Genomic DNA, 11,420 nt, shown 5'->3' on the forward strand with positions numbered 1-11,420 from the left:
GATCATCCCCCGGCCTCACGCGTCCCGGCCCCTGCCAATAACGTCATGCCCTCTTACACCTAGCCCCGGTATCGGGGCCTGAAACAAGAAACTCCCACCCGACATGACGTCGGATGGGAGTTTCGTGAAACCAAGTGTCCCACTTTCGTGAAACACCCCTGGTGCGCGAGGGGGGACTTGAACCCCCACGCCCTCTCGGGCACACGGACCTGAACCGTGCGCGTCTGCCAATTCCGCCACTCGCGCTCGTGGTTCGCAGGGAGTCGCATCCCTGCGGGCAACGACGGACAGCGTACCCGAGTCGGCCGCCCCGCGCCAATCCGGGCCGGAGGGCGGTTCAGAGCGACTTGGGCTCCCCCGGCAGCTGGGTCTCGCACCCGGGGGTGACCCAGGCCTTCAGGAAGCCGGCGGACTGGTAGACGTAGGCCTTGAACGTCATCCACGGGTGCTGCCAGTAGGAATCGACGTAGTCGATCGGGGACCACTGGGTCGCCCCGTCGTAGCAGCGCTCCACGATCAGCTGCGCGCGGGGCACGTGGGGGCGCATGGTGATCACGATGATGTCGTCCCAGCCGCGCTCGGCCGCCAGGTCCCGCATCTTGATGGCCTCGCCCTGCGTGGTGGAGGGGTCCGGCTCGAAGCAGATGACCTCGTAGTCGTAGTCCCGCATCTCGCACTGGGGCTTGTGGATCTCGTCGGTCGTGGCCTCGGAGCCGTCGCCGAAGTCCCCCTGGGGCGTGGCGTAGACGACGGTGGGCGCGAGCCCCTGGTCCATCAGATCGCGGGCATGGTCCACCCGCGTCTGATCGGAGGGGCCCAGGATGAAGACCGCATCGGCGGGGTGCGGATCCTCGGTGACCTCGGGATCGAGCAGCACGGTCGTGCACACGATCAGCCAGATCGCGAACAGCGCGGCGACGACCCCGCCGATGGCCGCGAGCCGGCGCGGCCACGCCCGGGCGCGCGCTGATCCGGGGCGGTCTGGTGGCGTCGTGCTCATGGTGGGTGCCGCTCTCCTCTGCATGGGTGCGGCCCGTCGTGCCGCGGCCTCTATTCTGGGGCCCCCACCAGGAAGGATCCCGCAACATGTCCGAGCACACATCTGCAGCGACCGCACCGGCGGAGGACGGCCCGGGGGTCGTCGTCCGGATCCCCATGCGCTGGGGCGATATGGACGCCTACGGCCACGTCAACAACGTGGAGGTCGTGCGGATGCTCGAGGAGGCGCGCATCGCGGCCTTCGGCGTACCCGTGGGGACGGGGCATCAGACGGTCCCGGCGCAGGTGCCGCTGTTCGACACGCTCCCGGAGGGCGCTCAGGCCCTCGTGGTCGAGCACCGCGTGAAGTACGTGCGGCCGCTCGAGTACCGCAATGTCCCGGCCCCCACCCGCGTTCGCGTCGTCCGCGCCGCCGGGGCCGCGCTGATCCTGGGGATCGAGATCGCGGACCCGGAGACCGGCGAGAGCTGCGTGCGGGCCCACACGCAGCTCGCGTTCTACGACCCGCAGAGCCGGACCGTCCTGCGCCTGCAGCCCGCCCAGCGCGAGGTGCTGACGCCGTACACGGGCGAGCCGCTGTTCGGCTGAGGGGCGGGCGGCCCCGCCGTCGTCGCCCCGGCGGACGGACCACGGCGGGGCCGCCGGCTCAGCCGGCGCGCCGGTGCTGGATCCCGGCCGCGGGAAGGCGGAGCGAGCTGACCGTCTGCAGCAGACGGCCGCTGGCGGGGTGCGTGCGCCACGTGCGCCACTGCAGGGCGTCGTGGCCCTCCGCGGGGGTGTAGAGGCACACGATGGCCGCCGCGCCGTCGGCGCCCCGCAGCCGCAAGGCGGCCTGCGCGTCCTGCGCCTGGCGATCGCAGCGGTCGCGCTGCTTGGCCAGCCCGCGCGCGGAGTGCTCGGTGATCGTGCAGCGGATCTCGTAGGGGCCGCCGCCGGGGACGGGCGCGTCGAGCCGGGATTCGACGGGCAGGTGCGGGATGCACCCCGGGATCTCGGCCAGGGTCTCGATCCACTCGTCGTCGCCGATGCGCACCGCGACCTGGTGCCCGCCGCCCAGCAGCCGCAGCTCGACCGACGCGTCCGCCAGGTGCGGCAGCCGCTCGATGTGCACGGCCATCGCCGGCAGACGGGGCACGCGATGCAGCAGGGTCGGCGTCTCGGGCACGACCGCGAGCTCGGGGGCGTGCGGCTGCGGGGCCGCCTCGTCGTCGGTGATCCTCATGATGCTCCTCCCCACGCCGGCCGGCGACCAGGTGGGAGGCCTGGGCGGAGTCGCCCGTCGGTATGTCGATCGCAAATTACCGGGGCGAATCCCGTCTGGCAAGCCAAGATGAGGATTCAACGGCCCGGGCGGTCGGTGGATGTCCCCCGGGCGCCCCACGAGGGCGGCGGAGGCCCGATGCGACCTGGGCTTACGGGACGTCGCGGCCCCTGGTGGTGCTCCAGAGCTCGTACCAGCGCTCGTGCGTCATCTTCGCCACCGCGTCGTCGGCCTCCGCGCAGGCGCGGATGCGCTCGGGGTCGGTCGTGCCGATGACGGGACGGATGCCCTGGGGCAGGCGCATCAGCCAGGCCAGGACGACGGCCTCCCCGGAGCAGCCCATCTCCTCGGCGAACCGGCGGACCAGCGCTGTGGTGGGTCCGAGGCTCCGGGTCTCGTCGGTCGAGTCCGGGGCCGGGGCGCCGGTGTAGATGCCCTGTGCGAGCGAGCCCCAGGCCTGGATCTCCAGGCCGGCGCGGGCGCAGCGCTCCAGGAAGGTGCCGTCGGGATCGACGGTGCGCCCCTCCGGGTGGTTCCAGAGGATCTGACGCTCGATCAGATCCCGGTGATCCAGGCTGAGCTGGACCTGCGCCGCCGACAGCGGGTGGCTCATGGCCTGCTGGAGCATCTCGAGGCGCCCCCACGGCAGGTTGGACACGGCCACACGCCGGGCCAGCCCCTCGTCGACGATCGCATCCAGGGCGGCGCCCAGCTGCGTGAGATCGGCCAGCGGGTCCCAGCGATGCACGAAGAACCGCTCCACGGCCTCCACCCCGAGCCGCGACAGCGAGCCCTCGAGGGACTCCCGGACGGTGCGGGCGTCGAGCCGGTAGTGCTTCGGCTCCTGCGGTCCCACCGTGCTGCCGGGCAGGCGGATGCCCGCCTTCGTCTGCACGCGCATCCGCTCCCGGCGCCGCGGATCCTGCTCGAGCCAGCGACCGACGACCGTCTCCGACTTCCCGGCCGCGTAGATGTCGGCCAGGTCCAGATCGCGGAAGCCGGCCTCGGCGGCGGCGTCCAGGGCCCGGAACCCCTTCTCGAGCTGGTCGTCGGTCAGGGGGACGTCGGCATCCCAGGCTCCGCCCAGGGGCATCGCGCCGTAGATCAGCCGGGTGAGGCCCGCGTCATCGCGGGTGTCGGAGGCCTGGGGGACACTGGGGGCTGAATCGCTCATGGCCCCAGTCTGTCCCGGCGCGCCCCCGGCATGCGACTGCGCCGTGCGCTTCCCGCTGCACATCGAGGCCCGGGCAGGGCCGGATCAGGAGGGCTCATGCTCGCGTTCATGCGCCACGGCGAGACCGACTGGAATCGGGCCATGCGCTTCCAGGGGCGCACGGACGTCCCCCTCAACGAGACGGGGCGGCAGCAGGCGCGCGAGGCGGCCCAGCGCATGATCGACGAGGGCGAGACCTGGGACCTCGTGGTCACCTCGCCGCTGTCGCGGGCCCGCGAGACCGGCCGGATCGTGGCGCAGACCCTGGGCGTCGAGTTCGGGGGCGTCTACGACGAGCTCATCGAACGATCGTTCGGCTCCACCGAGGGGAAGTCCAACGAGGGCCTCACCGCCCAGGAGTACGGCGCCCTGATGATCCCGGCCGAGCCGGAGGACGAGCTGATCGCCCGCGCGATCCGCGCCGTCGCGCAGATCTCCGCCGATCACCCGGACCGCGACGTCCTGATGGTCTCCCACGGGTCGCTGATCCGCGTCGTGCTCAGCCACTGGATGGGCAGCGCGCACCCGCGGATCATCAACACCCAGGTCCTGCAGCTCCAGGAGGAGTGGCTGGGCTGAGCCGGGCCGGCGCCGGCCGCCTCTCGCGGGGGCGGCCGGCGCCGGTGCGGCCGAGAGGCCGGGGGCGGGGGGCCGACGACCCGGTCAGCGCATGTAGCGCTCGCGAGCGGTCTCGGAGCGCTCCCGCACGTCCTCGACGGAGCGGGCCGGGCCCGTGTGCTCGCGCTCGGCCCGGGCCGCCTCGCCGCGGCCGAACCGCCCCTGGTCCTCGAGGGGGTAGGGCCGCGGCAGGTCCCAGCCGCGATCGGCCATGGCCTCGCGCAGGACGGAGGGGTAGTCGGTGATGATGCCGTCGACGCCCCAGTCCATGAGCCGCTCCATGTCCGCGCGGCTGTTCACGGTCCACGGGATCACGGTGAGACCGAGCTCGTGGGCCTCGGCGATGTTCTGCTCGGTCAGCAGGGCGTGGGTCGGGGACCACACGTCGTAGCCGCGATCGGCCGCGTCCTGCGGGTCGATGCCGGCGCCGGCCGGGTTCTCGGCCTCCGCCAGCGCCACGAGCGTCATGTCCGGGTCGATCTCCCGGGCCTGGTCCAGGGCATCCCAGTCGAAGGACTGCACGGCCGTGCGCTCGGCCCAGCCGTGCTCGTCGATGGTCCGCATGACGCCCTCGACCAGGGCCTCGCGCTCGGGGGCGTCGGCCGGGTCCTCGACCTTCGTCTCGATGTTCCAGCGGATGCCGTCCTGGGCGCCGTGCCGCTCGGCGAGCTCGAAGACCTCCTGGAGGGTCGCCATCCGGTTGCCCTCGACGACGTCCTGCAGCGGGTAGCCCGGCAGCTGCTGGTAGCCGCAGTCCAGGGTCTGGATCTGCGCGTAGGTCAGGTCGCGGAAGCGGTCGCCCACGTAGGGGAACTCGGGGTCGCCCGGGGTCGCCGGGGCGGTGTCGCGGCACTTCTCGGCCTGGATCGTGTCGTCGTGCCACACCATGACGACGTCGTCCTCGGTGAGGTGCGTGTCCAGCTCCAGGGTGGTCACGCCGAGCTCGAGGGACTCGGAGAAGGCGGTGAGCGAGGACTCGGTCCACTCGGCGCGCCCGCCCCGGTGGGACTGCAGGTCGAAGGCCTCGGCCTGGGAGGCGCGCTCGGCCGGGGCCGCCGGCGCGGGAGCGGCCACGGCGGCCGGGACGGAGGAGGCGGCGACGGCCAGCGCGGCGCCGACGGCGGCGGTGCGCAGGGCGAGCTTCGTGGTCATGGGAGAGGGCCTTTCCGGGAGGCGGTGGGAGAGGACTGCGCGGGGCAGGGGATGCCGCCCCCGCCGGCGCCCGGCGGGGCAGCGGCCGGTGCGCCGGGGGAGGCGCTGATGACCCTAGGGACCGGTCCTGATCTCCGGGTGGCCCCTGGGAGATGCCTGGGGGACCGGGGGGTGGCGAGGACCTGAACACCCGCGCATTCATGGGCATGCCCTCTGGCCTGGGGCGATGCCGAGCCGGGCAGAGGATCTCCCGGGTTGTCGAGCGGGCTGCGCACATCGTGCGGGCCCGGGGCGCGGGAGCCGTCCTCCCGGCCGTCTGGGACTGCGGACCGCAGGCCCCGCCGGCCTCTGTTCGGGCCGTGATCCTGCGGGATAGGGTGGCCGGACCGACCGCCGGAAGCGGCAGACCAGCTCACGACTTCACAAAGGTGTGATCCCCCAGTGGCAGAGTCCCAGGACCGTCCCGATCCCTCGAACGCATCGCAGCAGGAGACCGGAGAGCGGCCCCGGCCGCAGCTCGGCTCCGAGGCCTGGCTGCAGGCATACTACGGCGGCGCTCCGGCGCAGGACCTCGAGAAGCGCGGTGAGGACGTCCTGATCGAGCGCGCGCAGCGCCATCGCGAGCTGGCGCGGCACCGCGAGCCGGGGGAGCTGCTGCTGACCACCCTGGACGAGGGCTCGCGCACCGTCCTGCTGATCGTCTCCGACGACGTCCCCTACCTGGTCTCGACCCTCAGCACCAGGATCGCCCGCGACTGGGGCGGCGCCCGCCTGGTGGTCCACCCGATCCTGCGGGCCACCCGCGACCACGAGGGCGAGCTGCGCTCCGTGGGCGAGCTCGAGGACGTCCGGGCCGTCTCCAGCGGCGACACCCAGTCCATCCCCGTCGTGGGCGGCATCGGCGAGTCCTCGGCCGTGGAGTCCTGGATCCAGATCGAGCTGGCGGAGCACCTCGACGAGGACGCGGCCCGGCAGCTGTGCGACGGCCTGCGTCCGGTCCTGGCCGACGTCGCCCGGATCCAGACGGATCACGACGACATGGTCCGGTGGGTCGGCAGCGTCAACGACTCGCTGACCCCGCTGCGCCGGCAGATCGAGGGCGTCGAGCCCAGCCAGGAGTTCCTGACGTGGCTGCTCGACGGCCGCTTCGTGCTCATGGGCACCAAGGAGTACGACCTCGGCGAGGACTCGGAGGGCCTCTACCTGTCCTCCGTGCCGGGCAGCGGGCTGGGCATCCTGGCCGAGTCGGAGGACGATGCCGGGCGCCCGCGCCGGCTCACCGTCCAGGCCGCCGAGCACGCCCGGGACCGCCAGGCGATCTTCGTGACCAAGGCGAACACCCGTTCGGGGATGCATCGCAACGACTACCTCGACTACATCGGCGTGCGCCGCTTCGATGACCAGGGCGAGGTCGACGGCGAGTACCTGATCCTGGGCCTGTTCGCCCGCAAGGCCTACTCGACCTCGGCGCGCAACACCCCGTGGGTCCGCGACAAGGTCCGCGCCGTCGCGGAGGCCTTCGGCTTCCGCCCCGACTCCCACTCGGACCGCGACCTGCAGTCCGTGCTGGAGGAGTACCCGCGCGACGAGCTCCTGCACATGTCCGTGGCGGAGGCCACCCGGGCGGCTCGCGGGGTGCTGGAGCTCGACGAGCGCCGCGTGACCCGCCTGTTCTCCCGCACCGACCTGTTCGGCCGCTTCGTCTCGGCCGTCGTGTTCCTGCCGCGCGACCGCTACAACACCGAGGTCCGCGAGCGGATCTCCGAGATCCTCACCGAGGCCTACGGGGCCGTCGACGTCGACTTCGACGTCTCGCTGTCCACCTCCACCCTGGCCCGCCTCTTCTTCCGGCTGCGCCTTCCGCAGGACACCCCGCCGCCGGTGGACCACGACGAGCTGCAGCTGCGGGTGCGCAAGGCCGCCCGCTCCTGGCCCGAGGCCCTGTCCATGGAGATCGAGGAGGTCTTCGACTCCGAGACCGCCCGCGAGTACGCCGCGCGCTGGGCCGAGGCCTTCCCCGCCGACTACCGCGCGCACTACGAGATCGACGAGGCCATCGAGGACCTGCGCCGCTGCGAGATGCTGTGGGGCCGCGACGAGGCGCTGCCCGCCGAGGTCCGCGTGGCGCCGCCGAGCGCCGAGGGCGAGCCGACGCGGGTCAACGTCTACCTGACCCGCAGCCTGACGCTGACCGAGATGCTGCCCATGGAGCAGAACCTCGGGCTCACGGTCCTGGACCAGAAGCCGTACCAGGTCCGCACCGGCGACGGCCGCGAGTTCCAGCTCTACGACTTCGGCGTCGAGCTGCCCGCCGGTGTGGACGCCGTGGGCCCCGACGACGCCCGCACCGAGGACCTCATCGAGGAGGTCCTGTGCGCCGTGATCTCGGGCCGCTCGGAGTCCGACAGCCTGGACCGGCTCGTGCTCTCGGAGCGCATGCACTGGCGCTCGATCGCCGTCCTGCGCGCCTACGTGAAGTACCTGCTGCAGCTGCGCGTCCCGCACTCGTTCGAGTTCATGTCCGAGACCCTGCTCGCGCAGTCCGAGGTGGCCCGCGGGATCGTCGAGCTCTTCGAGACCTCGTTCGACCCGGACCGCTTCCGGGGCGAGGACGGGCAGCCGGACGACGACGCCCGCGAGGCCGCCCGCCAGGAGGTGCTCGAGCGCCTCGAGGCCGCCCTGGACGAGGTCCCGTCGCTGGACGCGGACCGCTTCCTGCGCACCCTCGTGGAGGTCGTCACCGCGACCGCGCGCACGAATGCCTACCAGGAGGACCGCCCGGCGATCGCGCTCAAGCTCGAGCCGCGCCGCATCTCCGCGGCTCCGCTGCCGCGCCCGCGCCACGAGATCTGGGTGTGGTCCCCGCGCGTCGAGGGCACGCACCTGCGCTTCGGCCCCGTCTCGCGCGGCGGCCTGCGCTGGTCGGACCGCCGCGAGGACTTCCGCACCGAGGTGCTCGGCCTCGTGAAGGCCCAGATGGTCAAGAACTCGGTGATCGTCCCGGACGGCGCCAAGGGCGGCTTCTTCCCCAAGCAGCTGCCGGACCCCGCCCAGGACCGCGAGGCCTGGGGCGCCGCGGGCGAGGACGCCTACAAGGAGTTCATCGGCTCGCTGCTCGACGTCACCGACAACCTGGTCCCCGCCGAGGACGGCGAGGACCGCACCGCGGCTCCCGATCGCGTCGTGCGCCGCGACGGCGACGACTCCTACCTGGTGGTCGCCGCGGACAAGGGCACGGCCCGGTTCTCCGACACGGCCAACGGCATCAGCAAGGAGCGCGGCTTCTGGCTCGGCGACGCCTTCGCCTCCGGCGGCTCGGTCGGCTACGACCACAAGGCCATGGGCATCACCGCCCGCGGCGCGTGGGAGTCGGTCAAGCGCCACTTCTTCGAGCTCGGCCACGACACCCAGACCCAGGACTTCACGGTCGTGGGCGTGGGCGACATGTCCGGCGACGTCTTCGGCAACGGGATGCTGCTCTCCGAGCACATCCGGCTCGTGGCCGCGTTCGACCACCGCGACATCTTCCTGGACCCGGACCCCGACCCGGCGGCGTCGTTCGCCGAGCGCAAGCGGATCTTCGGGCTCGGGCGCTCGTCGTGGCAGGACTACGACGCCTCCGTGATCTCCGAGGGCGGCGGCGTCCACCCCCGCTCGGCCAAGTCCATCCCGATCTCGGACCGGGTCCGCGAGGTCCTCGGGCTGCCCGAGGGCGCCGCGGAGATGGCGCCTCCGGAGCTGATGCGCGCGATCCTCACCGCGCCCGTCGACCTGTTCTACAACGGCGGCATCGGCACCTACTTCAAGGCCGAGTCCGAGTCGAACGCCGACGTCGGCGACAAGGCCAACGACGCGATCCGCGTCGACGGCGGGCAGGTCCGCGCCAAGGTCATCGGCGAGGGCGGCAACCTGGGCGCGACCCAGCTGGGCCGCATCGAGGCCGCGCAGAACGGCGTCCTGGTCAACACCGACGCGATCGACAACTCGGGCGGCGTGGAGTCCTCCGACCGCGAGGTCAACATCAAGATCCTCGTCGACCGCATGGTCGCCGCGGGTCGGCTGGACGAGGGCGAGCGCGCCGGGTTCATCGAGTCGATGACCGAGGAGCTCGCCGGCCTGGTGCTGCGCACGAACGTCGCGCAGAACATCACGCTGACGGTCGACCGCTGGAAGGCCGGCGACTACGCCCTGACCTACACCCGGCTCATGGACTGGCTCGAGGAGCACGCCGACCTCGACCGGGAGATCGAGTACCTGCCCTCCGACGAGGTGCTCGAGGCGCGGGCCGCGGATCCCGAGATCGAGGAGCCGCTGACCTCGCCCGAGCTCTCCGTGCTCACGGCCTACGCCAAGATCCACCTCTCCGGCGAGCTGACCCGCTCGGAGCTGGCCGACGATCCCTGGACGGACCGGATCGTGCGGCGCTACTTCCCGCAGGCCATGGACGAGCGCTTCGGCGAGGACCTGCAGACGCACCCGCTGCGCGAGGAGATCGTCGGCACCGTCGTGGCCAACCGCATGATCAACATGGGCGGCTCGACCTTCGCCTACCGGGCGCTCGAGCAGACCTCCTGCGAGCCCGGCGAGCTGGCGACCGCGTTCCTGGCGGCCGTCGAGATCTTCGAGCTGGATCCGCTGATGGACGCCATCGCCGAGCTGCCGGCCGGCATCTCGACCGAGCAGTGGGTCCGGATGATCCAGGACGTCCGCCGCCTCCTGGACCGCGCGGTGCGCTGGCTCATCAGCCGCGGGCAGTCGCAGCGGCCCGTCGCGGAGATCGTGGAGGCCTTCGCCCCGATCCGCGAGGTGCGCGAGCGCGGGCTGGCCTTCCTGGCGACCGAGGACGCCGACGCGGCCGACCGCCTGTACCAGCAGGCGATCGACGAGAACGTCCCGGAGGATCTGGCGCGCACGTGGTCGCGCCTGCTCGACTCCTACTCGCTGCTCGACATCGTCCGGCTGGCCGAGACCGTGGCCGAGGGCGAGGACCTCGAGCTCGTGGGCCAGGTGTACTTCGCCCTGTTCGAGCGCTTCGGCATCCAGACGCTGCTCACCCGGATCTCGGATCTGCCGCAGACGTCGCGCTGGGAGGTGCTGGCCCGCATGTCCATGCGCGAGGACGTCTACGCGACCCTCACGTCCATGACGGCCCTGGCGCTGAAGGCCGAGGGCCAGACGGCGCAGGAGCGGATCGACGCCTGGACCGAGACCCACCGGCAGTCGCTCGAGCGGGTGGGCCGCACGCTCCAGGAGATCGAGTCCGGCTCGGCGGGCGATGCCGCCACGGACATGGCAGCCCTGTCGGTCGCGCTGCGCTCGATGCGCTCGCTCATCAGCGGCTGAGCCCGCGGTCCTGCGCCCCGGCGGCACGGGACGACGACGGCGCCCCGCCCCCCTCGCTCGGAGGAGGGCGGGGCGCCGTCGTCGCGCCGGCGGCTCAGGCCTCCTGCTCGCACACGTCCGCGTAGCGGGTCTCGGACAGCTCGGTGATCTGCTCGACGTAGCCCTGCGTCTCCTGGTACTCGGGGACGCCGCCGGCATCGAGCACGACGGTGGGCCCGGCGTTGTAGGCGGCCAGCACGAGGTCGATCTCCTCCTGCTGATCCGCGGGGTCGAGCTCGGCGACCATGCCGCGCAGATCGCGCAGGTAGTAGCCCTGGGCGCGGATCGATGCCTCCGGGTCGGTGGGCTCGCCCTCGCCGTAGAGCTCCCAGGTCTCGGGCATGAACTGGGCCAGTCCCTGGGCTCCCACGGGGCTCTCGGCCTCGGGGTCCCAGCGGCTCTCGACGTCGAGCTGCGCTGCGAGCAGCTCGGGCGGCAGGCCGGAGACCTCCGCGGAGCGGGCGACGTCGTCGGCCCACTCCTGGGGGATCGCCTGACTGCGATCGGGACATTCCGGATCCGAGTTCAGGGCGATGGTCCCGGCCGTGCCGATGGCCAGCAGGCCCAGGGCGCCCCAGGCGGGCCACGCCTCGAGCAGGGTGCTCGAGCGGCCCGCGGCTCGACTGCCCTCGCGGGGCTTCGGGCGGCGCGGAGCGCGCCGGGCGGACGGCGAGGACGGGCGACGGGGGGTCGCGGCGGGGGAGCGCTTGCGGGGGGTCGGCATCACGACGAGCCTAGGTGTAAGAGGGCATGACGTTATTGGCAGGGGCCGGGACGCGTGAGGCCGGGGGATGA

General features: G+C 72.5%; 8 protein-coding genes and 1 tRNA gene. 3 read left to right on the forward strand and 6 right to left on the reverse strand.

Annotation, left to right across the window (positions count from 1 at the left end; translation table 11 throughout):
- Positions 1 to 159: 159 nt before the first annotated feature.
- Together FSY66_RS12085 and FSY66_RS12090 are read right to left on the reverse strand one after the other, a co-directional pair.
- A tRNA-Leu gene (locus FSY66_RS12085) sits at positions 160 to 246 on the reverse strand.
- A 91-nt stretch (positions 247 to 337) separates the two neighbouring features.
- On the reverse strand, positions 338 to 1,000 hold the full coding sequence (locus FSY66_RS12090) for a YdcF family protein (protein ID WP_186304565.1): 663 nt from the start codon (positions 998 to 1,000) through the stop codon (positions 338 to 340).
- 86 nt (positions 1,001 to 1,086) lie between these two features.
- Here FSY66_RS12090 and FSY66_RS12095 point away from each other — a divergent pair, with 86 nt between their 5' ends.
- Positions 1,087 to 1,587 (forward strand): acyl-CoA thioesterase, encoded by a 501-nt coding sequence (locus FSY66_RS12095; RefSeq protein ID WP_144795301.1) that lies wholly within the window; start codon positions 1,087 to 1,089, stop codon positions 1,585 to 1,587.
- A gap of 58 nt (positions 1,588 to 1,645) precedes the next feature.
- Here FSY66_RS12095 and FSY66_RS12100 read toward each other — a convergent pair whose 3' ends face one another.
- Positions 1,646 to 2,221, reverse strand: coding sequence for a DUF2617 family protein (locus FSY66_RS12100; protein ID WP_144795303.1), 576 nt, complete (start codon positions 2,219 to 2,221; stop codon positions 1,646 to 1,648).
- Positions 2,222 to 2,411: 190 nt separating this feature from the next.
- A complete protein-coding gene (locus FSY66_RS12105; protein WP_260853679.1) occupies positions 2,412 to 3,434 on the reverse strand; it encodes an aldo/keto reductase in 1,023 nt (340 codons plus the stop codon).
- 96 nt (positions 3,435 to 3,530) lie between these two features.
- On the opposite strand from FSY66_RS12105, the gene FSY66_RS12110 reads away from it, so the two are divergent.
- Positions 3,531 to 4,052 carry a histidine phosphatase family protein gene (locus tag FSY66_RS12110; RefSeq protein ID WP_144795305.1) on the forward strand — a complete coding sequence of 174 codons (522 nt, stop codon included), beginning with the start codon at positions 3,531 to 3,533 and terminating at the stop codon, positions 4,050 to 4,052.
- 84 nt (positions 4,053 to 4,136) lie between these two features.
- Here the strand turns inward: FSY66_RS12110 and FSY66_RS12115 are convergent, their stop codons facing one another.
- A complete protein-coding gene (locus FSY66_RS12115; protein WP_144795307.1) occupies positions 4,137 to 5,243 on the reverse strand; it encodes a glycerophosphodiester phosphodiesterase family protein in 1,107 nt (368 codons plus the stop codon).
- 441 nt (positions 5,244 to 5,684) lie between these two features.
- Between FSY66_RS12115 and FSY66_RS12120 the strand changes: the two genes are divergently transcribed.
- Positions 5,685 to 10,586 (forward strand): NAD-glutamate dehydrogenase, encoded by a 4,902-nt coding sequence (locus FSY66_RS12120; protein ID WP_144795309.1) that lies wholly within the window; start codon positions 5,685 to 5,687, stop codon positions 10,584 to 10,586.
- Positions 10,587 to 10,680: 94 nt separating this feature from the next.
- Here the strand turns inward: FSY66_RS12120 and FSY66_RS12125 are convergent, their stop codons facing one another.
- Complete coding sequence (locus tag FSY66_RS12125) at positions 10,681 to 11,349, reverse strand: transglycosylase SLT domain-containing protein (protein ID WP_260853680.1); 669 nt, start codon at positions 11,347 to 11,349, stop codon at positions 10,681 to 10,683.
- Positions 11,350 to 11,420 lie beyond the last annotated feature (71 nt).

This window comes from Kocuria palustris (assembly GCF_007666205.1).
Lineage (GTDB): Bacteria > Actinomycetota > Actinomycetes > Actinomycetales > Micrococcaceae > Kocuria > Kocuria palustris_A.